Here is a 24,185-nt window from a genome sequence, read left to right on the forward strand (position 1 = left end):
ACGGGGGCCGGGTGTTCGGAAGGGGCCGGTTCCTTGGCCGCGGCGTGTTCTTCGGCCTCTTCGGTTGCGGACTGCGGGTCCGTGTTGCCCTCTTGCGCAGGTTTCGCCGTATCCTGTGGCTGCGGTTCGGACTGCGCCGCCTGCTCTGCCGGTTCCGGCACAGGCTCGGATGATGTCCCGAAAATCCCGGTGTAATACAGAACTCCTGCCCCGATCAGGGCAACACCCCCGGCGAGCAGCCCCCAGGTGAAACTCCCGCTTCCCGACTTCGCAGCCATTTCAGTCCTTTCAATCCGTGGCGTGTGCCATCCCCAGGCCGGCATCCGCGCCACGCAGTTGAGCCAGCTTACCAATCCCGCTATCACGGGTCAAAAGCTCTGACACAAGCCCGGAAAGGCCGTTTCATGTCCCAGAAATCCGTCTGTGTGTATTGCGGGTCACGCAATGGTGCAATCCCTGCCTATTCGGACGCGGCAAGGGCGTTTGGCCAGATGCTGGCCGTTCAGGGCTGGCGGCTGGTCTATGGCGCCGGAGATGTAGGTCTGATGGGCGAAGTTGCGCGCGCGGCCCAGGCGGCGGGTGGTGTGACTTTCGGCGTAATCCCGGTTCATCTGGTGCGCCGTGAGGTCGGCAAGACAGATCTGACCCATTTCGTCATCACCGAGACGATGCACGAGCGCAAGAAGGTGATGATCATGAACGCCGATGCGGTCGTGGTTTTGCCGGGCGGACCGGGGTCTTTGGACGAGTTGTTCGAAGCGCTGACATGGCGGCAGCTGGGACTGCACGACAAACCGATCCTGATTCTGAATGTCGATGGCTATTGGGACAAGCTGCGCGAGCTTCTGGATCAGGTGATCGCTCAGGGTTTTGCCGACCCGTCGCTGGGGGAGTTCCTGATCTGGGCGGATACAGCAAGCGCCGCCATGGATGCCCTGCGCGCGGCCCTGTCCTGAGCGAGCGCCGAGACCGAAAAGATCGCGACCGCCGTCCAGATCAGCGCAAATGCGACCTGGTGCCAGAAGGTGAAGGGCTCGCCAAAAACCAAGACGGCGCAGAAGAATTGCAGGGTCGGGTTGAGGTATTGCATCACGCCCACGGTGGACAGGCGGACGCGGCGGGCCGCATAGCTGAACAGGATCAGGGGCATCGCCGTCAGCGGGCCGGCGAGTATAAGCAGCAGGCTGGTGCGCCAGTCACTGGCGAAATGCCCCTGCCCCATGCCGTGATACCAGGCCAGAACCGCCAGCCAGAACGGCAGGTAGATCAGGATCTCGCAGGTAACGGACACGACTGGCCCCAGCGCCAGTTTCTTTTTCACTGCCCCATAGACGGCAAAGGTCGAGGACAGGATCAACGAAATCCACGGCGCCACGCCAAGGCCGACGGTCAGCACGATGACCGCCAGAGCGGCAAGCGCGATGGCGCCCCATTGCGCGATACCAAGCCGTTCGCCGAACCAGAACCAGCCGATCAGCACCGTGATCAGCGGAAAGATGTAATAGCCCAGCGACGCCTCGGTCGCCTTGCCGATCTGGATCGACAGGATGAACACGAACCAGTTGGCCGAGATCATTGCGGCCGCGAGGGCAATGACGGCCGTCTGCCTGCGCCCGGCAAAGGCCGAGGCAATCTCGTGCAACCGCCCCTGAAGCGCCAGCATTCCGGCGAAAAAGACGACGGACCACAGCGTGCGGTGCGACAGCACCTCGGGCGGTGGAACATGTGTCAGGAGTTTGTAGAACAGTGGCGACAGGCCCCAGATCGTGCAGGCCGCGACCATGGCAAGGATGCCCTTGAATGCTTCTGTCATGATCGCCCTCCGCCGCCACCGGAACCACGGGGACGGGGCAAGGTCAAGCGCTGATCTCGATCAGGGTGATCTCGGGCACCACACCGAACCGGACCGGCAGGATCGAACACCCGATGCCGCCTGAGACGACCAGATCGCGCCCATCTTCGCGTACGTGCCCATAGGCGTAGCGATTGCCGAACCGCGAGGGGACAATCGGGGAGTATCCGAACAGGCGCACCTGCCCCCCATGCGTATGCCCGGAAAGGGTCAGGGCCACGCGGGCGGGAACCTGCGGAAAGATATCGGGCTCGTGCGCCAGCAGGATGACCGGATCGTCATCGGTGATCTGCGCCAGCGTTCCGGGCAGATCGTCCAGCCCGTCGAACCTGCCCCCGCCTCGCACCAGCGCGAGCTGATCCTCCAACCCTGCCAGCCAGGTGCCGGATCGGGCCAGTTTGACGGCGGCGTTGGACAGGACGGGAATGCCCGCTTGTCTGAGCGCCTCGCCATAAAGATTCGGACCACCGCCACGAGCCTGCGCCGGCAGGTCGTCCCACCAGTCGTGATTGCCCAGGACCGCATAGACACCTTCCGGGGCCGAGAGTTTGGCCAGTACCGGCACCAGGTCGCTGATCGGCACCGGTTCGGTCACGAACCGATGCCCCGCCGCGAAATCGCCCAGCAGCACGATCAGGTCGGCACCCAATGCGTTGGTGCGGCGCACCAGGCGTTCGACGCGACTCAACCCGACAAAGGGTTCACCGACATGCAGATCCGCGATCACCGCGATACGCAGGGGCCGTGCTGTCCAGTCGTCGCGCCGGATGATCCAACGCCGCACCCGCAGGCGCAGGGCCGGTTCGATGAAGAAACCGTAGGTGGCCGCAAAAAAGGCTGCCAGCAACGACGCCAGCAGCCCCTTGATAAACCCGCGTCGGGTCAATCTATCACATCCGGGACGCGACGTTTTCCCAGTTCACCAGATTGTCGAGGAAGTTCGACAGGTAAGCCGGGCGCTTGTTGCGGAAATCGATGTAGTAGCTGTGCTCCCACACGTCGCAGCCCAAGAGCGCGGTCTGGCCGAAGCAGAGCGGGTTGACGCCGTTCTCGGTCTTGGTCACGGCCAGCGAGCCGTCGGCGTTCTTGACCAGCCAGCACCAGCCCGAGCCGAACTGACCGGCGCCGGCGGCGGAGAACTGCGATTTGAACTCGTCGACCGAGCCGAAGCTTTCATTGAGGGCTGCCTCAAGCTCGCCCGGCATGGCACTGGTGCCCGGGCCCATCATTTCCCAGAACTGGTTGTGGTTCCAGAGCTGGCTGATGTTGTTGAAGATGCCGTTCTGTGCCACCGCGCCGGCGTCATAGGTGCCGGTGATGATCTCTTCCAGGCTCTTGCCGTCCCATTCGGTGCCCGCGATCAGCTTGTTGCCGTTGTCGACATAGGCCTTGTGGTGCAGATCGTGATGATATTCCAGCGTTTCCGCCGACATGCCCTTGGATGCCAGCGCGTCATGTGCATAAGGAAGATCAGGAAGTTCAAAAGCCATCTTGGCCCCCTGTTGAAATATGAGTTGCGTTCCCAAGTTTACATGCTTTGGCAGCGCCGCGAGGTCAAGGGCCGAGACAAGAAAACCCGGAGGCAGGGATGCTGACCAAAGCGCGCAAGATGTTCTATCGCGCCCGCGGATACTATGCGGGGAACCTGAATGGCGAGCGGTTCCGGCTGGACCCGTACCATTCCAAGTTCTGGCGCAAGGCATCGGCGGGAGGTTGGGAGCCGGAGACCTTCGCGGTGCTTGATGAATATCTTTCGCCGGATCGGGACTATCTGGATATAGGTGCATGGATCGGCCCGACGGTTCTGTATGGCGCGCGCAGGGCACGGCATGTGTGGTGTTTCGAGCCCGACCCGACCGCCTATCGCCATCTGGCGTGGAATCTGGAATTGAACGATATCCGCAACGTATCGGCCTTTGGGGTGGCGCTGTCGGGCGGGTTCGGCGTGGCGCGCATGGCCTCGGTGCGCGGGGAGCCGGGGGATTCCACCACCTCGCTGCTGAGCGATGCAGAGAACGGAACCGATGCGCTGACCATCGGTTGGGATCAGTTTTGCGCTGCGACGGATTTGTCGCGGGTTTCACTGGTCAAGATGGATATCGAAGGGGCCGAGTATACGGTTCTTCCGACGCTGCTGGACTGGCTGAAAGACCAGCGCCCGGCGCTTTATCTTTCGACGCACGCGCCGTATCTGAATGACACTGAACGCAAGAACAGGACGCTGGAGTTGTTCGACGCCCTTTCATTCTATCCGAACTGTACGGATGACAAGGGAACCCCAATCGTGAAGGATGACGCGGTGCGTGACCCGGCGTTGGAGCGGTTCGGAACCTATCTGTTCACAGACTGAAACGGCCCCCGAAGGGACCGTTTGGCAGATATTCAGTAGTAGTCGACCTGACTGCCCGGCTGCGCGGCAACCTTGAGCAGTTTGAAGGCGTAATCCGCGGCCGAGCGGAAGCAGACGACGCGGAAGGTGTCGTCGCCATCCATCCAGAAGGCGCCGGCAATCTGGGCCAGCCGCGAGCGGCGGATCTGGCCGGGCTGGAACGCCTCTTTCGACAGATCGACCGGCGAGACCTTGGCCATCACCTCGCGGGCATAGGCCCCCGAGACGCGGAACACCGCACGGGCGTCCGAGACATTGACGGCCAGTGAATGAGTACTGCCAAGCGCCTTTGTCATCGCGGCCAGTTTGGCCTCGACCTCGGCATAGGGCACAAGCACCAGCAATTCGTCCGGGGACATCCAGCACACGCCGGTGTCGCCATCGACGAGCGCCTCGCGCTGGCCGGGGACTTTCTGACCGGTTGCGTCCTTGACGGCCTTGGCCAGAGCCTTGTCGGCGAGATCGCCGCGCAGGGTGATCATACCCTGCAGGCCGCATTCCTCGATCTTGGCGATACCGTCATAGCTGGCGTGGTTCAGTGCGCTGATGGGTTCAGACATTCTGCTTCTCCCCGTCCTTGTCGAAGAAGATCGGGTCAACGATCTTTGCCTTGTAGGTTTTGCCGTCGGTGCCCGGGAACTCGATCACCTCTCCCATGCGGTCGGGGCCGTGCTTGACCAGACCCATGGCGATGCCACGGCCCAGGTTGGCCGAGTAGTAGGTCGAGGTCACGCGCCCGATCATGTTGCGCTGGCCGTTGGCGTTGACGCCATCACCCGCCGCATAGGCGCCGTCGGGGATAACTGAACCATCCACAGTCTCGAGACCCACCAGTTTCCAGCGGTCGGGATCGGTCATGTGGGTGCGTTCCTGCGCCCGTTTGCCCAGGAAATCCTCTTTCTTTTTAGAGATCGCCCAGTGCAGACCCAGATCCTGCGGGATCACGGTGCCGTCGGTTTCGTCACCGATCATGATGAAGCCCTTTTCGGCGCGCAGAATGTGCAGGCATTCGGTGCCGTAAGGCATCACGCCGAACTCTTTTCCGGCCTCCATCAGGGCATCCCAGAAGGCCTGCCCCTGCGACGCAGGCACGGCGATTTCATAGCTGAGTTCACCCGAGAACGAGATCCGGTAGGCGCGGCAATCGAACGCGCCAATCTTGCCGTCGCGCCATTCCATGAAGGGCAGCGCCTCTTTCGACAGGTCCATGCCGCCGCCAGCCTGAGCGTTCAGCTTGTCCAGCACCTTGCGGGCGTTGGGGCCGACCACGGCAACCTGCGCGTATTGTTCGGTCACGTTGGCGACATAGACTTTCCAGTCCCACCATTCGGTCTGCACCCATTCTTCCATGTGGCCATGGATGCGTTCGGCGCCGCCGGTGGTTGTGTGGCACAGGAACGTGTCCTCGTCGATGCGGGCGACAACGCCATCGTCAATGAGGAAGCCGTTTTCCGAACACATCAGGCCATAACGGCATTTGCCGGGCTTCAGCGTGGACATCATGTTGGTATAGAGCATGTCCAGGAACTTGCCCGCATCCGGTCCCTTGACGATCAGCTTGCCCAGCGTCGAGGCATCCAGCAGGCCAAGGTTCTGGCGGGTGTTCTTGACCTCGCGATTGACCGCGTCATGCACGGTTTCGCCGGGACGGACATAGGCATAGGTCCGGCGCCACTGGCCGACCGGCTCCCAATCCGCGCCGTTGCGATCATGCCAATCGTGCATCGGCGTGCGGCGGATCGGCTGGAAGATGTCGCCTCGCGCCTCTCCGCCGATCACACCCATCGAAATGGGGGTATAGGGCGGGCGGAACGTGGTGGTTCCAACCTGCGGAATCTCGGAATTCAGTGCATCAGCAAGGATCGCCAAGCCGTTGATGTTGCTTAGTTTGCCCTGATCCGTTGCCATGCCGAGCGTGGTATAGCGCTTGGTGTGTTCGACGCTTTCATAGCCTTCGCGCGCAGCAAGCTGCACGTCCGAGACCTTGACGTCGTTCTGGAAGTCCAGCCAGGACTTGGCGCGCAGCTGCATGTCGGCATTGGCGGGCATCAGCCAGACGGCCTGCATCGCGGCCTCTTCGGTGCTTTCGCCGACCGGGGCCTTGGTGTTCCTGGGCTTGAAGCCTGCGGCCCTGGCCGCGGCCTTGCCTGCCGCCTGCGCGTCGGCCATCACATCGCCCAGCGACAACGGACCGTTGGCGGACCCGGCGGCAACAACGAAGCCTTCGCCATTCGCGCCCAGCGGCGGGCGGTCGGGGTCGGGGCGGAAATGGGCGTTGGCCTCGTCCCAGATCAGCTTGCCGCCGCAATGCGACCACATGTGAACAACCGGAGACCAGCCGCCCGACATGGCGACTGCATCACATTCGACTTCTTCCCGTGCGCCGCCAACGCCTTCCTGATTGCACAGCGCAACAGTCTTGACGCGCTTGCCACCCTTGACCTTGGCAATGGCCTTGCCGGGGTCGACCCGGATACCAAGCGCGCGCGCCTCGTCGGCCAGCGCGCCTGCTGTTGTGCGGGCATCGACGATGCGCAGCACGTCAACACCGGCCTGCTTAAGAATGATCGCGGTGCGATAGGCATCGTCGTTGTTGGTGGCGACGATGACCCGCTCACCCGGCGTCACGCCCCAGTTCACCACATAGTCGCGCATCGCCCCGGCGAGCATCACGCCGGGCACGTCGTTGCCCGCGAAGGACAGCGGGCGCTCGATGGCGCCTGTCGCGGTGACGATCTGCTTGGCACGAATGCGCCACAAGCGGTGGCGCGGACCCTGCGCGCCGGGCTTGTGATCGGAAATTCGTTCGTATCCCAACAGATAGCCGTGGTCATAGACGCCCGCCGCCATGCAGCGCGTGCGCAACGTGACGTTGTCCATGGCCTGCAGCTCGGCAACGGTTTGCTCCACGAAGTTATCCACAGGCTCGCCGTCGATGGTGCCGCCGTCAACCGGAGCGCGACCGCCCCAATGCGCGGTCTGCTCGATGAGCATGACCCTGGCACCCGACTGCGCCGCGACCTTGGCCGCCTGCAGACCGGCGACACCGCCGCCGATCACGACGACGTCGGCAAAGGCATAGAAATGCTCGTAGGTATCCGCGTCGCGGGTTTCCTTGTCGGGCGCTTTGCCCAGACCCGCCGATTGGCGGATGATCGGTTCGTAGACGTGTTTCCAGAACGGTTTGGGATGGATGAACGTTTTGTAGTAAAAGCCCGACGGCAGAAAGCGCGCCAGCTTGTTGTTCACCGCCAGGATGTCGAAATTCAGGTTCGGCCAGTGGTTCTGCGAGGCGGCCGAAAGCCCCTCGAACAGCTCGGTTGTGGTGGCGCGCTGGTTCGGCTCGAACCGGCTGCCCTGCCCCAGCCCGACCAGGGCGTTGGGTTCTTCGGCGCCAGACGCCACCACGCCGCGCGGACGGTGGTACTTGAACGACCGGCCCATCATCATCTGATCGTTGGCCAGCAGGGCCGAGGCCAGCGTGTCGCCCTCGTAGCCCTGCATCGTGGCGCCGTTGAACGTGAATGTGACCTGCTTGGACCGGTTAATCAGCCGGCCCTGATTTGCGAGACGGGTGCTCATGTCATGCGGACCTTTCGCAAGAGGAGGCGTCGGAGCCTCCGGCGGGAGTATTTTTGAAGAGATGAAGCATCAGGAGAAGTCTTTCCAAGACCAGCCCGGGCGCTTGGCCGAGATGGCATCCTTGATCGCTTGCGGCGGCTCGGTGGTCTGGGCCGGATAGGTGCCGAACACTTCGAGCGTGTTGGTGCAGCGCGCGGCGTGAAACCACTTGCCGCAGCCATTGGCATGCCGCCAGCGTTCCAGGTGAACACCCTTGGGGTTTTCACGCATGAACAGGTAGTCGTGAAAATCATCCTCGGAAGAGCCGGGACCGAAGCGCTTGAGATGCGCCTCGCCGCCTGCGGCCAGTTCGGTTTCTTCGGCGTCGACGCCGCAATAGGGGCAATTCAGGATCAGCATATCGTCATCCTTTGCACGTTATTTCGGTGGCAGGCTGGCCGCATGGGCCAGCGACAATTCAGTCAGTTTTGCGCGCAGCGCAGTGTTCTCGAAGCCTCCGGCGTCCACCTCGACCATGCCGCCCATCCGGCGACCGGTGAAGGAGAGCGGTTGCGCCCCGGCGGACAACGCCTCGGCCTCGCCGCCCTTGCCGGGGCGGTACATCGCCCCGTCCTTGTGAACGCCGCAGACCATGTTGCCATGGAGAAGGAAACACAGGCCGCCGAACATCTTCTTCTCGGTCAGTCCCGGCTCCACGCCCAGATCCGCACGCATGATTTCGGCCATGTCCTCGGAATAGGCCATCACGCCCACCCTTTCCGAACGCCGGAACGTTCGCGACATGCCCGATAGATGGTCATCAGTGCGCCACCCCGGCGGCGACGCTTTCGTCGATGAAGCGGCCTTCTTTGAAGCGGTCGAGCGAAAACGCCTCGGTCAGCGACGAATGGCCGGTGGCCATCAGCTGTGCCATGCCCCAGCCCGAACCGGGGATCGACTTGAAGCCGCCGGTGCCCCAGCCGCAGTTGATGAAGCAGCCGTCAAGCGGGGTTTTCGACAGGATGGGCGAACGGTCGCCTGTCATGTCGACGATCCCGCCCCACTGGCGCAGCATCTTGAGACGTGAGATCATCGGGAAGGTTTCGTTGAGCGCTCGCACGGTTTCTTCGATATGGTGGAAGCTGCCGCGCTGAGTGAAGTTGTTGAACCCGTCGGTGCCGCCGCCGATCACCATCTCGCCCTTGTCGGATTGCGACATGTAACCGTGCACGGTGTTGGCCATCACCACCACATCCATGCAGGGTTTGATCGGTTCGGAAACCAGCGCCTGCAACGCCAGCGATTCAACGGGCAGACGGAAGCCCGCCATTTCGGCCAACTGGCCCGAATGACCTGCAACCACGATGCCGAGCTTGTCACATTCGATGGCGCCCTTGGTGGTTTCGACACCCATCACGCGACCGTTTTCGCGGCGCACGCCGGTGACCTCGCATTTCTGGATGATGTCCATGCCCATGTTGGAACAGGCACGGGCATAGCCCCAGGCCACGGCGTCGTGGCGCGCGGTGCCGCCGCGTTCCTGCCAGAGCGCACCCAGAACCGGATAGCGGGGGCCGTGGATATTGATGATCGGCACCAGTTCCTTGACGCGTTCGGGAGTGATCCATTCGGTCTTGACGCCCTGCAGCGCGTTGGCATGCGCCGTGCGCTGATATCCGCGAATCTCGTGCTGGGTCTGAGCCAGCATCATGACGCCGCGTGGGCTGAACATGACGTTGTAATTCAGTTCCTGGCTGAGATCCTCGTAAAGCCCGCGCGCCTTTTCATAGATCGCTGCCGACGGGTCCTGCAGATAGTTCGAGCGGATGATCGTGGTATTGCGGCCGGTGTTGCCACCGCCCAGCCACCCTTTTTCGATCACGGCAACGTTGGTGATACCGTAGTTCTTGCCAAGGTAGTAGGCGGTCGCCAGGCCGTGCCCGCCCGCGCCGACGATGATGACGTCATAGCGTTTCTTGGGTTCGGGTGAACGCCAGGCGCGTTCCCATCCGGTGTGATGGCGCAGCGCTTCGCGCGCCACTGCAAAAGCTGAATAGTGTCTCATGAGCGAATCCGATCCGGTTCGTGATTGGTCGCAGATATGCCGCGCGACCGGAGTTTACCCGTGCCGTACTGCGTCGCAATAGAGCACTATTGCGACATACGCCCAAGATCGCGGCCATTTGCCTCTTTTTTCGACCCGCCTGCAGGTCTAGATGGGGGCAACACTCTCGGAGAGCACATGACCTTCTGGATTCTGATTTCCCTCATGGCGCTGATGATCGCGGCGCTGCTTGGCCTGACCATGCTGCGTGGACGGCGTAACGGTGAACCGGCGGCGGCCTATGATCTGCGTGTCTATCGCGAACAGCTTGCCAGTGTCGACCGGGATCTGGCACGCGGGGTGATTGCCGAGGCAGATGCCGAGCGCGTGCGCACCGAGATTTCGCGCCGCATTCTGGCTGCCGACGCCCAGATACAGCAGGAACGTGACGGTGGCGGGCCGACGCGGGCGGTCACGATCGTTGTCGCAGTTTTGTCGGCGCTGATTCTGACGGGCGGCGGTGTTCTGCTTTATGACAGGCTGGGCGCACCGGGATATGGCGACCTGCCGCTGACGCTGCGGATCGAGATGGCCGAAGAGTTCCGCAAGGACCGGCCCGACCAGTTGACCGCCGAAGATAAGCTGCCCGTCCAGCCCAAGCCCGAGATCGACGACAGTTACGCCAACCTGCTGCGGCAGTTGCGCGAGACGGTCGCGGGGCGGCCCGACGACATTCAGGGCCATAACCTGCTGGCGCAGCACGAGGCGAATGTCGGAGACTTCAAGGCGGCTTATCAGGCCAAGGACAGGGCCATCGAACTGATGGGCGACGCGGCCACGGCGGATGATTTTGGCGACAAGGCAGAGTTGATGATCCAGGCGGCGGGCGGTTACGTGTCGCCGGAAGCCGAAGCGGTGCTGCTGCAAGCGCTGGATATCGATCCGGCAAACGGACCCGCGCGCTATTACTGGGGCCAGATGCTGACGCAGGTCGGGCGCCCCGACCTGGCGTTCAGTCTGTGGGAGGAAACCCTGCGCATTTCGTCGCCGCACGCGCCGTGGTCGCAGGCCATTCGCGCGCAGATCGAGGACCTGGCCTATCGCGCTGGCGTCAACTATACGCCTCCGGCCAGCCCGGCGCCCTTGTCGGGACCAACGGGTGATGACGTGGACGCAGCCAGCGAAATGACGGCCGAAGAACGGCAGGACATGATCCGCGGCATGGTCGAGAATCTGTCCGACCGCCTTGCGACCGAGGGCGGCGCGCCGGAGGAATGGGCGCGTCTGATCACGGCCCTGAGCGTTCTGGGAGAGGCTGACAGGGCCGTTGCAATTCGCGATGAAGCGCTGACGGTATTTGCCGCTAATGACACGGCACGGGAGATGATCGCCAACGCCGCAAGGCAGGCGGGTCTGGGCGAATGATCCACGACGTTTTCGAGGATTTTGCCGCGGCACTTGCGCCCATGTCGGCGCTGATGGGGTTGGATCTGGGGGAAAAGACCATCGGGGTCGCGGTTTCGGACCGGACGCGCGGGATTGCCAGCCCGCTGGAGACAGTGCGCCGCAAGAAGTTCGGTGTTGACGCCGCGCGGCTGCTGGAAATCGCCGGGGATCGCGAGATCGGGGGAATCCTGCTGGGCCTGCCCAGAAACATGGACGGGACCGAGGGGCCAAGGTGCCAGTCGACGCGCGCGTTCGCCCGCAATCTGTCGCGGCTGACGGACCTGCCCATCGGGTTCTGGGATGAACGGCTAAGCACGGTTGCGGCTGAAAAAGCACTTCTTGAGGCGGATACGACACGAAAACGTCGCGGACAGGTGATTGATCACGTCGCCGCAGGTTATATCTTGCAGGGTGCGCTGGATCGGATGCGCTTTCTGTAACGGGTCGGAGACCACCGATGACGAAGATGGTTTGGAAACGGAACGAGGTTGAAAGCCCTTGCGTCCAGATCTGCGTCGTGCACCCGACCGAACGGATCTGCACCGGCTGTTTCCGCACCATCGACGAGATCAGCCGCTGGTCAAAGATGGACAGCACAGAGCGCGCCGGGATCATGGAAGAGCTGCCCAACCGCAAACCGCGCCTGTTCAAGCGGCGCGGCGGGCGTGCGGCGCGACTGGACCGCTGATATTTACCCTTCGTTCAGGCTGCACATCCGGATCAGCCAGGTGTCGTCCGGCTGACGTTCGCAGACATTGAGAGATATCCCTTCGTCGGCTCCATCGCCCTCGGCAAACTGCGCGAGACACCAGGCCAGGTCGCCATCCTGACCAGCCTGCACGACCGCGATTGCCTTGTCCTCGCCGCCCTCCGCGACCCATTCGGCGTGGGTATCCGCGATGGCCTTGCGCCCTTTTGCTGCCGGTCCGTACGGCGAGTAAAGTTCGGCGTTGTGGGTAAAACAAGCTGAACATCCCGCCGCATCGCCCTTGCGATAGGCCGAAACATAACGATCGAAGAGAGATTGCAGTTCGGCGCGGATACTCATGATTGCCCCGGCATCAACCTTCCGCGAGCCAGGCCTTGGCGGCGTCCAGCTCAGCGGCGGGAAAGAACTGTGTCTTGGCGTTGACGATGTGTCGCCCCACCCGCTCGGCCATGCGCTGCCAGGTCTTGTCGCCGACAATGGCAGCCCGGTCCAACAAGCCCACGTGGCTGCCGGCAAGCCGGAAATGCGCAGCCAGTCCGGACAGGCCTTGCCATCCTTCGAATTCGGTCAGGTTGATCAATAGGCGGAACCCATCCTTGGCGCGGATCATTGCGTCCAGATCGCCTTCGGCCTCGTCATAGGCTTCGGGGTCGAGCTTGCCCATCAGCTTGATCTGAATGCACGGGCCGCCCAGATCGGTAACGTGGATCGTTCCCAGCGACTCGCGAATCCAGCGGCGGGCGGTTTCGACCTCGGCCAGTTCGAACACGCTCACCGGACAGGGCAGGATCGGCGCGGCCAGACGTACGCCGTTCTGCACCCACCTCTGATCGGCCACGACCGCAATCCGATCAAAGCCGCGCCAATGGCTGAGGCCCAGCATCGTATCGGCCCAGGCTGCGCTCAGGTCGTATCCCTTGAACTCCTGCCCCATGATGACCAGCAGACGGACACGGTCGTGATCGGCAAGCGCGGCCTCGACCGCCGGAACCAGAGTGTCGGCATAGTCGGCGCTGGTGATTTCGCCGGACAGTTCCGCCTCGATCAAGGCGCCGTCCATTTGGGTCGTGATGCTGATCATTGTCTCAAATCCCCGCAATTAAAAAGAATTGCAGGAAGGTTACGGGGATTCGATCCATTCGGCCACACCTCCGGGCAATTCCGGGCGGAAATAGGCGATCATGCGGCCATCAGGTCCGCCGGTCGCGGTATCGGCCCAAGGGGCGACCCCGTGCAGGGTGTGACGGTGCAGCAGGTAGGCCTCGCCCGGGCGCGCGGGCAGCTCGATCCGGGGGCAGGTGTCGAACACAACACGCCGGGCCTGTTGATAGATGTCTGTCACATTGGCCAGATGAAGGGTGTCGCGCGGCAGGCCCGCGAGCGCCTGAGCAAAGGCGTCGCCAAGGATCTTGTGGCTGCCTTCCCAGACCACCAAGGGAGCTGCGTCGGCGCTGGTTACGGTCAGGGGAATACCCAAGATCCAGGCGTGCGGCTCGTCAACCTTGCGGCGGCGATCCGGGCCGCTGGGTTTCAACCCGTCCACATGCGCCGCGTCGCGTCTGACGCGATATCGCGCGGCCGCCTCGCCTTCGCCGCGGCGCGGGCGCGGATAGCCGGGATAAATCACCGAAACCTGACCCTTGTGCAGCGGGTGAAACCCAAGATGTCGCGTGATGAAATCCACTGCATTGCCGGACAAGGGGCCAGAGTTGCCCACCCTGCCCTGCGCATCATTGCCCAGTGCATCGACGCCAATGAACCATGTACCTTCGCAATCGTGCCACTGGGCGTGCGCCGGGTCGTGAACCGATTTTTGCGCCGCGGGCAAGGCATGGCCGACCCAGTCTGCCAGAACCGGATCATAGGGAAAGCGGAGCCAGCCGCGAACAAAGAAGTCGTTTACCATCCCAACGCCTTGCGCAGCATGTTGAGCGCCACCAGCGTCAGGAACACAGCGAACACCCGTTTGAGCGGCTTGGGGTCCATCGCATGTGCCAGCCGGACACCCCAGGGCGTGGTGATCAGCGTCATGGCGATAACGATGCCAAAAGCAATCAGGTTGACCGCACCAAACGTCAGGGGTGGGCGGTGTTCAGGTGCGATGTCGAGAAACAGAAAGCCCAGAACGCCGGGCACCGCGATGATTACGCCAAACCCGGCAGCAGTTGCGACCGCCCGGTGAATCGGCGTGTTGTAAAGGCTCATCAACGGCACACCAAAACTGCCGCCGCCGATCCCCATCAATACCGATAGAAACCCCACCATCGGCGACAATGCGATACGGCGCAGACCGCCGGGCATCGCATCGCCCAAGCGCCATTCGGACTTGCCAAGTCCCAGATAGGCGCCGATCACCATACCAAGCACACCGAACAGCGCCTGCAACGCCTCTGACCGCAAGGTCGAGGCCACCAGAACGCCGATGATTGCCCCCAGAGCGATCCCCGCCCCCCAGCCGCGCAGGATGGACCAATCAACCGCACCCTTCTTGTTGTGGCTCAGAACCGAGCGGACCGAGGTGACGATGATCGTGGCCAGCGACGTGGCCAGACACATCTGCATCAGTTGTGGACCACCATAGCCAAGAGTTTGAAATGTGTAGAAAAAGGCAGGCACAAGCACGATACCCCCGCCGACACCCAACAGGCCTGCCAGAACGCCCGCAAAGGCGCCGATCACCAGCAACAGGCCCAGCATCTGGACCAACAGCATCGTCTCTGGCATCGTCCCCTCCCGATCAGCCTGCGGGCCTTGTTACACCGCTTGTGCAGTCCCGACCAGAGGCGCGATCCGGTTCAGGGCTGCCTCGACCACTTCCGGCCCGGCCCCTTCGCGCACCGCCCCTTCGGACAAGGCCCGCCGCCAGCCCCGTGCGCCGGGACGCCCGGCAAACAGGCCCAGCATGTGCCGGGTAATCTGGTGCAAACGCCCGCCCCGGCTGAGATGCCGTTCGATATAGGGCAACATCCCGGCCACCGCATCCAACGGATTCGTGATCTGACCAGTTCCGAAAATCTGGCGATCCGCCCCGCAAAGAATGTCTGACGGCTGGTGATAGGCGGCGCGGCCGATCATCACGCCGTCCAGCCCGGCCTCAAGATGCGCTCTGGCCTGCGCCAAGGACGAAATCCCTCCGTTGATCGAGATGTGCATCTGTGGGAAATCGCGCTTCATCCGGTGCACGAGGTCATAGTCCAGAGGCGGGATATCACGGTTTTCCTTGGGGCTGAGGCCCTGCAACCACGCCTTGCGGGCATGAATGGTGACCCGCTCGCACCCGGCCCGCGCAATCTTCTCCAGAAAGGCCGGCAGTACCTGATCGGGGTCCTGATCATCGACACCGATGCGGCATTTCACGGTCACGTCCACGTCAACCACGTCGCGCATGGAGGAAACGCAGGCGGCGACGCGATCCGGCTCTTGCATCAGCACCGCGCCGAATGTGCCGGACTGCACCCGGTCAGAGGGACAGCCGCAGTTGAGGTTTATTTCATCATACCCGGCTTGCACCCCCAACCGCGCGGCCTGCGCCAGTTCTTCGGGGTCGGAACCGCCCAGTTGCAGTGCCACAGGGTGTTCTTCGGTGTTGTAGTCAAGCAGGTGCAACGCACCACCCCGCACCAATGCAGGCGCCGTGACCATTTCCGTGTAAAGCAGGGTATTGCGGCTCAATAACCTGTGCAGGTACCGACAATGGCGGTCCGTCCAGTCCATCATAGGGGCACAGGATAATCTAGCGTGTTGATTTATTTTCATTTTTTGTTTATCTTCAAACTGTTGGCGGCGGATTCTGCTACGCTGGAATACGCCCCAATATCCCCGAATTTGCCCCTCTACGACGACTCATTGCACACACAGCGCACACGAAAATGGCCTCCATCACCAAGCTCCCCTCCGGTGCATACCGGGTCCAGATCAGACGAAAGGGCCGCTACGCGAGCGAGACGTTTCTACGTCGCGACGATGCCCATCGCTGGGCCCGCCTAGCGGAGACCCGGGTGGATCAGGGGTTGGCGCCGAACAAGTCGTCCGTCTCCCGCCTGACCACCTTCGGCGATCTCATCGATCTCCACATAATCGATATGTGCGAGGTAGGCAAACCGCCGCGTCGCGAGCAAGGCCGCCACGCTCAAGACGCTCAAGCGCGATCTGGGCAAGGAGAAGATCGGGCACCTCGATCGGCAAAAGCTGATCGACTACGGCAAGATGCGCGCTGATCAAGGCGCCGGTCCGGTGACCCTCAGCATCGATATCGGCGTGATCAAGATGATCATCACCCATGCGGCAGCCGTACACGGGCTCGACATTTCTCCCGAACCCGTTGATCTGGCACGTGTCGCGCTCAAGCGGCTCGGCCTCATCGGCAAAGGCACCGAGCGGGACCGCCGCCCCACCACGGATGAATTGAACCGCCTCTTCCGTTGCTTCGATGACAACGGACGCCTGACCCTGCCGATGACACGGATCGTGAAGTTCGCGGTGGCCACGGCGATGCGGCCCGACGAGATTTGCCGCGTCGCATGGACCGATCTCGACGTCGACCGCCGGATGCTCATGATCCGCGACAGAAAGGACCCGCGCAACAAGACCGGGAACGACCAGCGGATCCCACTCTTCGCCGCCACGGGGTTCGATGCCCGGGCATTGGTCACCGAACAGGCCAAGGAACTCGGGCACGCAAGAGGCCGGATCTTTCCCTATAACTCGAAATCGGTCGGAACCGCCTTCCGGCGCGCCTGCGTCGAGGTCAGCGTGAAGGACCTGCATTTCCACGATCTACGCCATGAGGGCACAAGCCGCCTGTTCGAGGCCGGCTTCGCCATTGAACAGGTCTCGCTGGTCACCGGCCACAAGGATTGGAAAATGCTGCGTCGCTACACGCATATCCGCGCGGTGCGGGAGAAGATCGTCGCGCGGTCGGACGAGGACCGTCAGGACTTCCTGCGCAAGCGCGGATTCTCAAAGGCGGAAACGGGTCGGATTGTCGAGACGGTGCTGGCCGAGGAAGGCCGCCCGCCCGAGAGCGTCTTCGATTTCGTGCAGGGGATCACGGCCGTCGCCCGGTCAAAGCCGCAGCAGGACGCGCGGCTGGTGATGGAGGGGAAGGCGAAGGCGTTGCTGGAAAAGGTGTAGCCACTTAGAACGCTGACAGCTGTCCCTTCCACGACAGGTTTTTGGACGAGGACAGTCGTCGGCACAGCGACGGTTGTTGCAAGTGATGGGCGCATACGCCAGCGTTTAACGCTACTTCTTTCTTTTGATTGATTTTTTGTCCATCCGGCGAAACCTGATATCGTATTTTTCTACTTCCATACCATATACTGGGATGGACAGATTTCTACATCGTGACACTATTTCATCCACAACTCTCTGCTCGGCCCTGGACCCAACATAGACAGCTGTAACTGTACTTGTGTCCTTATATTTTGCTTGCCCTTGTTGGGCGGAGAATAATCTCCATTCTCTTTCAGGAGACCAACGCATTGTCTTATAGGAAAGTGCGAGCTTTGCCCGCTGAGACGCTGTTTCCGAATTCTTCAACATCAAAGGCGGTTCATCGCTATAGTTCATTTTGGCGAATTCGAATTCTTTCGCGAGACCTGAAAGTAATTTTCGAGTGCTATAAGAAATACAAAGACCTGAGAATGAACCCGCGTAGTGCGCCCACATGGTTTCATGGTTCTTTATCTCTGAAAATGAAGCGATACCGAGCCGCCCTATTAGTTGCGGGACTGCCAGCCTATGCCGCTTATGTGTTCGGCTTGAAGCGAAAACTGAACTCAAGCGATGCCCCCCCTCCATTGGGTCATTCATGCTCGAATAGCTGGCGCAATAGACATAGCGCTCTTCCAGCGCACGAAGCTCCCTGTCCAGCTTGGCAGGGAGGAGTTCGCGATAGCGATAAAGCCTACTGGGTCGAGCGTAAGTAACGATCTCTGCCAAGATATCCCCCCGAATGGATGATTTGCACAAATAGACTGAACGAACACCTCTTTATCATCCAAACAGACTGTTCGCCATCGAAGGCGGATTGGCTGCTAGAGTGAGAGAGGTGCCGGGTTTTCCGTGACGGGTTTGGAGGTCGGGAGAGAGGCTCCCGGCTGGCCCGTCGCGGAGATATCCCGATGACCAAGCAACAGAAGATCACCCTCAGCGCCTCGCGCGACATCCCCTTCAACAAGCTGATGCTCAGCCAGTCGAACGTGCGCCACGTCAAGGCGGGTGTGTCGATTGAGGAGCTGGCCGAGGACATCGCGCGGCGGACGCTGCTCAGCTCCATCACCGTGCGGCCCGTGTTGGACGACAGCGGCGCCGAGACCGGCATGTACACGATCCCGGCGGGTGGGATGAGCCGCACCTCATGACCCAGCTTGCCGATCTCGCGACCCCAGAAATGAGCGCCGCCACAGGCTTCCATCGCGACAACACAGGGCTGCAACTCGCTGAAGAAGGTCAGCACCTGAACTCTACGCAGTTTCCTGCGCAGAATAGGCTGCCCCGCTGCATCTGCCCCGTGGGCCTGAAACACATTCTTCGCCAGATCGAGCCCGACCGTGATAATCTCTGACATGACCGCTCTCCTTTGTGGATCGTTGCAGACCCACCTTGGCACAATGATGCCGTCGGGGGGCGGTCACATCATCAGAGCCCTTTAGGTTCAGTGATTTAGAGTTCGTTGCGATGTACCCTTCCATCCTTCATGACAAAACGGATGACCGACGGGAATAAACTAGATTCGGTTAGGTTTTACACAATCCAGAATTTTTTGAGCAGCTAACGGAACCGACTTTTTCAACTGCATGATCTCTGAGTTCGCAGCCAGCCGGGTCTTCATCTCCGCGTCCCCAAGTAGTTGGTTAATCGTATTCTCCAACTGCTCCGGTGTCCAATCCCATCGATTTACCCTGAGTCCGACACTGGTTTCAACTGCCCGCTGGGCGTTATCGTGTCCGTCCCAGCAATAGGGAAGGATCAGCGACGGGACCCCGAAATACAGCGCTTCGCAAAAGCTGTTGTTGCCGCCGTGGTGAATAAACAGATCGCATTGTTCAACCACGGACGGCTGCGGGAACCATTCCTGCAGATGAACATTGTCTGGTACTCTGGAATAGGCATCGATCTGGGCCCCGACATTGACCAGAAACCTCATGTCCATTTTCTTGAATACGTCGAACAGGCTTTCAAAAAAAGTGACATCCATAGCACCCAGGCTACCAAAACTCACATACACCAGAGGCCCGTCGTTACGGGGCATCTGAGGTACACGGTAGGGACCTTCCTGGCGTACGCAGCCTTCGAGAAAGGTGAATTGTCCAGGACTCAGCGCCTGATCACGATCATGGCGAATTATAGATGGCGCCAAAAGAAGGTTTTGATGCGGTGATGTTTCTAGGAACTCACCTTTAGGCAATAGCCCAAGTCCCCGATCCATGCGAAATTTGTTGTAGCGAGCATGAATTGGGCCAAGGGTCTCCAGGTACTGGTTCCGGAATGCCGCGCACCCGGCAGCGTCAGATGCCGGCAAGCCGGACAGGTACGGCGGTAGGCGGTTGTCTGGCAACTCGGTTTCCGCGCAAGAAATGACCCTGACCCATGGGCGCTCGGATCGTACGATGGCCGGGAACATGATGACGTTGTCGAGGACGACGACATCCGGGTTGATCCGCTCTAGCGCCGTTTCCAACCCCTGCTCAACCGATTCCGCTGTCTCGACGATTGCGTTCCAAACGGGCTCAACATAGGTGGTCAGTTGGTCAGTTGGATGCATGTCAAAATGCGGCAGATGATGGCTCAGGAATTCCTGCCAGTAGGTCTGGGTTTCCTCTTCTGTCAACTCTGACTGAACAGGGACGGCGAACTCGTCAAAACCGTAATCTGCGAATACGCCACCAAAGCCACCGTGGGTCAGGAAAACGGGGTGTGCACCCATTGCGCGAAGTTCCTGAGCGATCCCCACACAATTCAGTGCAGCCCCAAAACTAGCTTCGGGGAAAAACGCGATTACGGGTGCTTCCTTGCGGTTCATCATTCACTCACCGGATTGACCCGCGAGTCGCTTGGACTAGCGCCGGAGCACCACGATTGGCGACGCTGGGTCTTTGGTTCATTGAAAGCCGCAAATGCACCCTCATCAGATCCGCAGCAAGGTCGAAATGACCCTGCGCTATGAAATCAAGTATACGCAGATGTTCATCGAGCGCCTGCCTCATCCGAAAGTCGATCATACCGAATGATCCGCCTGGCAGGTGGCGCAACCCATGATGGGCCATGAGAGCAGAAGCTAGATACTGGTTTCCGGACGATCGAGCGATGAGCTTGTGAAAGGCAAGATCCGCGTCTTGGAAATCCTGGCTATTGAAAGAGTTTTCCGACTGCGCCAGAAGCGCTTCGGTCTGGCTGCGGACCAGATCGGCGCGCTTGGTGTCCAACTTGAAACCGTCGGACAGAATGGCCTGCGGTTCCAGTATCAGACGAAATTCGTAGCTCTCAATTCGTCCAGAACGGTCTCCGGGCATGCGCGTGAACACCCAGGATTGACCTTCGGCTTTCTGAATCACGCCTTGGGCCAGGAGAGCTTCGAGCGCACGCTGTGCAGCGCTGCGGGAAACCGAATATCTCCGGATCAGGTCCGTGACATTGATGGAGCCGCCCAGGCGTCGGGCGCCGCGATCGCGTAGGATGGCACTGGCGAGATCGGCACCAGCTCCGACCGCATGCTGGTTGAGTACCGAATGCCCCTTCTCGGGTTCACATTCCAGAACAAACCCGCCTTCTGCCGCTTTGCGTGCCATCCCCTCCTGCTCCAGCAGCCTCAATGCGGATCTGACCGGAGTGCGAGAGACGCTGCACGAATCAGCAAGGGTTTTTTCCACCAGCCTGTCACCCTGATGCAAATCGAGATCCATCGCGACATCCAGTATTTTTTGGGCAAGTTTCAAGTGTTTGCTTGGCGGCATAAGAAGGACGCTTTCGTCATACCCAACTAATATACAATAAAAACCGTATCTTAAATGACCTCACCGAGCCACACAAAAATGATTCAAAAAATTGTTGAGTTTTAATTCATCAAAAAATACCGTGATTGCATCATATATCTCGCCCCAGAAGCGAGCGCGAATGTCAAGGGAGGAAGACATGACCAACAAGTTCACCAATTCGTTCCGTTTGCCATTTGCTTGGCTCACCGCCGGGGCGGTCTGCGCACTCAGTGTATTCGCCGGAGCGGCCCAAGCAGAGAAAATCGTCATCTCGAACTGGGACGGCTACATGCCGCCGGACCTGCTCGAGAATTTCACGAAGGAAACTGGTATAGAGGCCGAGCTCTCGGTTCATGGCACCAACGAAGAAATCATGGGCAAGGTCGTAGCTGGTGGCGGTAAGGGCTACGACGTTCTTTTCGTCTCGTCGCCTTTTGCCGAAGCATTAAACAACTTGGGGCTGGTGGCTGCTATCGACCACGATAAGGTTCCAAATGCGTCCAACCTGTATGACGAAGCTAAAGAATTGGCTCATGATCCGGGCAACGACTATTCAATGCCATACGCCTGGGGCACGACGGGCTTATGCTACCGGTCAGACCTGATGGCAGAACCGACTTCGTGGAACGATCTGCTCAAACCCTCTGACGACCTCAAAGGCAAAGTGACAATGCTCTCTACGGATCGTTGGCTGATGGGGGCTGCCGCGCTAGCCCTCGGAAAGTCTCTGAATGATACGTCGGACGAGACGTTGGCGGCTGCAAAGGACCTGCTGGTTGCGGCGAAGCAGGATCTGCTGGCCTACGACGATGCAACTTTTTATCTGAAGTTGGTATCGGGCGAGGCAACGATGGTTCACGCCTGGGATGGCTGGTGTAACTACGGCATCGGTGAGAACGCAGACATCAAGTACACGATTCCATCAGAAGGATCGGATCTGTGGGTAGATGCGCTAGTCATCACAGATGCATCTGAAAACAAAGACGCGGCGCATGCTTTTGTGAACTATGTCTTAGGCGCGGATGTCGGTGTCTGGGTTGCCAGCAATATCCTGTACAAAACGCCGAACAAGGCTGCGATGGAGGCACTGGACCCGTCCTTGATCGAAACTTTCCCGAATATGGGAATGTCGCCTGCAGATCTTACCAAGTACGAGCAGTTGCGCGATCTCGGCAATGGCCAGAAACCCTTTGCTCGGACAGTGACCGAAATCATGGCCGCACAGTAAGTGATCGAACCCTGAGCAAAGCCCGACCCGAACAAAGGGTCGGGCCTATACGACACTACTCCACAGATTGCCAAGTATATGACCAATCGACTGAAATCGGTGATCTTGCTGGGGCCGGGCCTGGGTTGGCTTGCACTTCTGATGGTGGTGCCGTGCGGCCTCATTTTCACCTATGCGTTCTTTGAACGCGGCGTCTATGGCGGCATCGACTACGCCTTTACGTTTGAAAATTTTGTGCGGGCCGCCGACCCTCTTTACCTTGGGATCTTCCTGCGCTCAGCCAAGATTGCATTTCTGGCCACCATGATCGCCATCCTGATCGCCTATCCGGCGGCCTATGCTATCACGCTGGCGCCGCGCCGTTGGCAGACCGGTTTGCTGATCTTGGTGATCCTGCCGTTCTGGTCCAACTACCTAATCCGCACTTACGCTTGGATCGTGATGCTGAACCGCGAGGGGTTGATCAACAATACCCTGCAGGGGGTCGGCTTGATCGATGAGCCGTTGTCTCTGCTTTATAATAATTTCGCTGTGATCGTTGGGCTTGTCTACAACTACACCCCCTTTGTGGTTCTGGCGATCTATTCGTCGCTGAACCGCATAAATGTCGAAACCATAGAAGCCTCGGAAGATCTTGGAGCGCCCGCTTGGACCACTTTCTACCGGGTGATACTGCCACAGACCGTTCCCGGCATTGCGGCAGGTGGTGTCTTTGTTTTTGTATTGTCGATCGGCAATTTCATTACGCCCGATTTGCTTGGTGGCGGGCGGCTTCAGATGGTTGGAAACCTGATCTATGACCAGTTCCTGAGCGCCCGCGACTGGCCGTTCGGAGCAACCCTGTCGATGCTCCTGATTGCGATCATGATGGGGCTTTTGTTCGCTCAGGCGGTATTGGCCAATCGCGCAGCAGGACAGAGAGGGCAGGACTGATGCGGAACCGAGCCAACATGGGCCTGAAGCTGCACCTGGTTTTGTTTTACACGTTTCTCTATGTGCCAATCCTTGTGCTCATGGCGCTAAGCTTTAACCGGGCCGGACTTCCAACTGTGTGGACCGGATTTTCGTTGGAATGGTACGGCAAGTTGTTTACCGCGGATCCAATACTGTCGGCGGCGCGCAACACGCTCATCGTGGCCTTGATCTCGACCGTTCTGGCGACAATAATCGGCACGCTTTTAGCGGTCGGCGTCGAGACACGGCGCAATTCTTCAGTTCTAGACGCGGTTCTGTTCGCGCCGATGATCATCCCCGACATAGTTCTAGCCATCGCGCTCTTGTCCTTTTTCACACTGCTCAACATGACGCTCGGGCTTCATTCGATCATCCTCAGCCATGTCGTATTTAACATAGCCTTTGTTGTCGCCGTGGTGCGTACGCGGATGCGCAATTTCGACCATTCGATACTTGAGGCCAGTGCCGACCTTGGGGCCAGCGAATTCACTACCTTTCGCCGCATCCTGCTGCCCGCCATCGCGCCGGGGGTTATCGCCGGGGCGCTGTTGTCTTTCACCCTGTCAGTGGACGAATTCATTATTGCCTTTTTCACCGCCGGTGCCGGGCAATCCTCGACCACGTTGCCGATGCAGATTTACGCAATGATCCGATTTGGCGTCACGCCGGAAATCAATGCGATGGCTACCATCGTCATGTTCGTTTCGTTCACGCTGGTCTTCTTCGCGCAGCGTGCCGACAAAGAGGTTTTCAGCCGATGAGCCAAGGGGTTCAACTCAGGAATATAACCAAGCGATACGGTTTGGTTACTGCGATCGACAACGTTTCACTGGATATTCGCGACAACGAGTTCTTTGCACTTCTGGGCCCATCGGGCTGCGGCAAGACCACACTGTTGCGGACGCTGGCGGGGTTCGAAACACCACAGGAAGGACAGGTAATCGTTGCCGGGCAGGACGTGACAAACATACGCCCCAGCAAGCGGCCCTTGAACCTGATGTTCCAGTCCTATGCCTTGTTTCCG

26 protein-coding genes and 3 pseudogenes are annotated in these 24,185 nt (G+C 60.2%); 11 read left to right on the top strand and 18 right to left on the bottom strand.

Going from position 1 to position 24,185, the window contains the following annotated elements:
* Positions 1-278 (bottom strand): annotated as a pseudogene (locus tag AC2FNB_RS15015) (hypothetical protein); the annotation flags it as partial.
* A 126-nt stretch (positions 279-404) separates the two neighbouring features.
* Here AC2FNB_RS15015 and AC2FNB_RS15020 point away from each other — a divergent pair.
* Positions 405-956 (top strand): LOG family protein, encoded by a 552-nt coding sequence (locus tag AC2FNB_RS15020; protein ID WP_496747551.1) that lies wholly within the window; start codon positions 405-407, stop codon positions 954-956.
* Here the strand turns inward: AC2FNB_RS15020 and rarD are convergent.
* From rarD to AC2FNB_RS15035, 3 genes are read right to left on the bottom strand one after another with little or no spacing between them, the layout of a single operon-like run.
* Positions 863-1,813, bottom strand: coding sequence for an EamA family transporter RarD (rarD, locus tag AC2FNB_RS15025; RefSeq protein ID WP_496747553.1), 951 nt, complete (start codon positions 1,811-1,813; stop codon positions 863-865). The genes AC2FNB_RS15020 and rarD overlap by 94 nt on opposite strands.
* 43 nt (positions 1,814-1,856) lie before the next feature.
* On the bottom strand, positions 1,857-2,738 hold the full coding sequence (locus AC2FNB_RS15030) for a metallophosphoesterase (RefSeq protein ID WP_496747554.1): 882 nt from the start codon (positions 2,736-2,738) through the stop codon (positions 1,857-1,859).
* A 4-nt stretch (positions 2,739-2,742) separates the two neighbouring features.
* The gene (locus AC2FNB_RS15035) at positions 2,743-3,342 is read right to left on the bottom strand and encodes a superoxide dismutase (protein ID WP_496747556.1); all 600 of its coding nucleotides are present in this window, start codon (positions 3,340-3,342) and stop codon (positions 2,743-2,745) included.
* Between the two features lie 98 nt (positions 3,343-3,440).
* On the opposite strand from AC2FNB_RS15035, the gene AC2FNB_RS15040 reads away from it, so the two are divergent.
* Positions 3,441-4,202: an FkbM family methyltransferase gene (locus tag AC2FNB_RS15040; protein ID WP_496747557.1), complete on the top strand. Its 762-nt coding sequence runs from the start codon at positions 3,441-3,443 to the stop codon at positions 4,200-4,202.
* A 32-nt stretch (positions 4,203-4,234) separates the two neighbouring features.
* Here the strand turns inward: AC2FNB_RS15040 and AC2FNB_RS15045 are convergent, their stop codons facing one another.
* The 5 genes from AC2FNB_RS15045 to AC2FNB_RS15065 all read right to left on the bottom strand — a co-directional run bounded on the left by AC2FNB_RS15045 (position 4,235) and on the right by AC2FNB_RS15065 (position 9,867).
* Entirely contained in the window at positions 4,235-4,801 is a 567-nt protein-coding gene (locus AC2FNB_RS15045; protein ID WP_496747559.1) for a sarcosine oxidase subunit gamma, read from the bottom strand.
* A complete protein-coding gene (locus AC2FNB_RS15050) occupies positions 4,794-7,823 on the bottom strand; it encodes a sarcosine oxidase subunit alpha family protein (protein ID WP_496747561.1) in 3,030 nt (1,009 codons plus the stop codon). Before AC2FNB_RS15050 ends, AC2FNB_RS15045 begins: the two co-directional genes overlap by 8 nt.
* Before the next feature lie 69 nt (positions 7,824-7,892).
* Positions 7,893-8,222 carry a sarcosine oxidase subunit delta gene (locus AC2FNB_RS15055; RefSeq protein ID WP_480749736.1) on the bottom strand — a complete coding sequence of 110 codons (330 nt, stop codon included), beginning with the start codon at positions 8,220-8,222 and terminating at the stop codon, positions 7,893-7,895.
* A gap of 18 nt (positions 8,223-8,240) precedes the next feature.
* The gene (locus AC2FNB_RS15060; protein ID WP_496747563.1) at positions 8,241-8,606 is read right to left on the bottom strand and encodes a TfoX/Sxy family protein; all 366 of its coding nucleotides are present in this window, start codon (positions 8,604-8,606) and stop codon (positions 8,241-8,243) included.
* A gap of 16 nt (positions 8,607-8,622) precedes the next feature.
* Positions 8,623-9,867 (bottom strand): sarcosine oxidase subunit beta family protein, encoded by a 1,245-nt coding sequence (locus AC2FNB_RS15065; protein ID WP_480749734.1) that lies wholly within the window; start codon positions 9,865-9,867, stop codon positions 8,623-8,625.
* Between the two features lie 177 nt (positions 9,868-10,044).
* On the opposite strand from AC2FNB_RS15065, the gene ccmI reads away from it, so the two are divergent.
* The 3 genes from ccmI to AC2FNB_RS15080 are packed head-to-tail and all read left to right on the top strand — an operon-like array spanning position 10,045 to position 11,980.
* Positions 10,045-11,271 (top strand): c-type cytochrome biogenesis protein CcmI, encoded by a 1,227-nt coding sequence (gene ccmI / locus AC2FNB_RS15070; RefSeq protein WP_496747565.1) that lies wholly within the window; start codon positions 10,045-10,047, stop codon positions 11,269-11,271.
* Positions 11,268-11,732, top strand: coding sequence for a Holliday junction resolvase RuvX (ruvX, locus tag AC2FNB_RS15075; protein WP_480749732.1), 465 nt, complete (start codon positions 11,268-11,270; stop codon positions 11,730-11,732). The genes ccmI and ruvX overlap by 4 nt, the downstream gene beginning before the upstream one ends.
* Before the next feature lie 17 nt (positions 11,733-11,749).
* Positions 11,750-11,980 (top strand): DUF1289 domain-containing protein, encoded by a 231-nt coding sequence (locus AC2FNB_RS15080; RefSeq protein ID WP_480749731.1) that lies wholly within the window; start codon positions 11,750-11,752, stop codon positions 11,978-11,980.
* Between the two features lie 3 nt (positions 11,981-11,983).
* On the opposite strand, the gene AC2FNB_RS15085 is transcribed toward AC2FNB_RS15080, so the two are convergent.
* Genes AC2FNB_RS15085 through dusA form a run of 5 tightly spaced genes read right to left on the bottom strand, consistent with a single transcriptional unit; the run spans position 11,984 to position 15,757 of the window.
* Positions 11,984-12,340 carry a YybH family protein gene (locus AC2FNB_RS15085; RefSeq protein WP_496747567.1) on the bottom strand — a complete coding sequence of 119 codons (357 nt, stop codon included), beginning with the start codon at positions 12,338-12,340 and terminating at the stop codon, positions 11,984-11,986.
* A 13-nt stretch (positions 12,341-12,353) separates the two neighbouring features.
* On the bottom strand, positions 12,354-13,082 hold the full coding sequence (locus AC2FNB_RS15090; RefSeq protein WP_496747569.1) for a SpoIIAA family protein: 729 nt from the start codon (positions 13,080-13,082) through the stop codon (positions 12,354-12,356).
* Positions 13,083-13,121: 39 nt separating this feature from the next.
* Positions 13,122-13,907 carry a hypothetical protein gene (locus AC2FNB_RS15095; protein ID WP_496747571.1) on the bottom strand — a complete coding sequence of 262 codons (786 nt, stop codon included), beginning with the start codon at positions 13,905-13,907 and terminating at the stop codon, positions 13,122-13,124.
* A complete protein-coding gene (locus AC2FNB_RS15100; protein ID WP_480749727.1) occupies positions 13,901-14,725 on the bottom strand; it encodes a sulfite exporter TauE/SafE family protein in 825 nt (274 codons plus the stop codon). Before AC2FNB_RS15100 ends, AC2FNB_RS15095 begins: the two co-directional genes overlap by 7 nt.
* Positions 14,726-14,755: 30 nt before the next feature.
* A complete protein-coding gene (dusA, locus tag AC2FNB_RS15105; protein WP_496747573.1) occupies positions 14,756-15,757 on the bottom strand; it encodes a tRNA dihydrouridine(20/20a) synthase DusA in 1,002 nt (333 codons plus the stop codon).
* Between the two features lie 510 nt (positions 15,758-16,267).
* Here dusA and AC2FNB_RS15110 point away from each other — a divergent pair.
* Positions 16,268-17,134: a site-specific integrase gene (locus AC2FNB_RS15110; RefSeq protein ID WP_496747585.1), complete on the top strand. Its 867-nt coding sequence runs from the start codon at positions 16,268-16,270 to the stop codon at positions 17,132-17,134.
* Between the two features lie 111 nt (positions 17,135-17,245).
* Here AC2FNB_RS15110 and AC2FNB_RS15115 read toward each other — a convergent pair whose 3' ends face one another.
* Complete coding sequence (locus AC2FNB_RS15115) at positions 17,246-17,944, bottom strand: DUF2971 domain-containing protein (RefSeq protein ID WP_496747575.1); 699 nt, start codon at positions 17,942-17,944, stop codon at positions 17,246-17,248.
* A gap of 182 nt (positions 17,945-18,126) precedes the next feature.
* Between AC2FNB_RS15115 and AC2FNB_RS15120 the strand changes: the two are divergent.
* Positions 18,127-18,348: pseudogene (locus tag AC2FNB_RS15120) on the top strand (DNA-binding protein); the annotation flags it as partial.
* Here AC2FNB_RS15120 and AC2FNB_RS15125 read toward each other — a convergent pair.
* The 3 genes and pseudogenes from AC2FNB_RS15125 to AC2FNB_RS15135 all read right to left on the bottom strand — a co-directional run.
* Positions 18,339-18,572, bottom strand: a pseudogene (locus AC2FNB_RS15125) (IS110 family transposase); the annotation flags it as partial. The pseudogenes AC2FNB_RS15120 and AC2FNB_RS15125 overlap by 10 nt on opposite strands.
* A gap of 159 nt (positions 18,573-18,731) precedes the next feature.
* Positions 18,732-20,027, bottom strand: a complete 1,296-nt coding sequence (locus AC2FNB_RS15130) for a nucleotide disphospho-sugar-binding domain-containing protein (protein WP_496747577.1) — start codon at positions 20,025-20,027, stop codon at positions 18,732-18,734.
* Between the two features lie 7 nt (positions 20,028-20,034).
* Positions 20,035-20,958, bottom strand: coding sequence for a GntR family transcriptional regulator (locus tag AC2FNB_RS15135; protein WP_480749722.1), 924 nt, complete (start codon positions 20,956-20,958; stop codon positions 20,035-20,037).
* A 178-nt stretch (positions 20,959-21,136) separates the two neighbouring features.
* Here AC2FNB_RS15135 and AC2FNB_RS15140 point away from each other — a divergent pair, with 178 nt between their 5' ends.
* From AC2FNB_RS15140 to AC2FNB_RS15155, 4 genes are all read left to right on the top strand, one after another.
* Positions 21,137-22,207, top strand: coding sequence for a polyamine ABC transporter substrate-binding protein (locus AC2FNB_RS15140; protein WP_496747579.1), 1,071 nt, complete (start codon positions 21,137-21,139; stop codon positions 22,205-22,207).
* A gap of 78 nt (positions 22,208-22,285) precedes the next feature.
* Positions 22,286-23,140 carry an ABC transporter permease gene (locus AC2FNB_RS15145; protein ID WP_496747581.1) on the top strand — a complete coding sequence of 285 codons (855 nt, stop codon included), beginning with the start codon at positions 22,286-22,288 and terminating at the stop codon, positions 23,138-23,140.
* A complete protein-coding gene (locus AC2FNB_RS15150; protein WP_480749719.1) occupies positions 23,140-23,922 on the top strand; it encodes an ABC transporter permease in 783 nt (260 codons plus the stop codon). The genes AC2FNB_RS15145 and AC2FNB_RS15150 overlap by 1 nt, the downstream gene beginning before the upstream one ends.
* Positions 23,919-24,185: ATP-binding cassette domain-containing protein (locus AC2FNB_RS15155; RefSeq protein ID WP_496747583.1), on the top strand; the 267-nt coding region annotated here is incomplete at its 3' end. The genes AC2FNB_RS15150 and AC2FNB_RS15155, both read left to right, overlap by 4 nt.

This window comes from Ruegeria sp. BHSB058 (assembly GCF_059613285.1).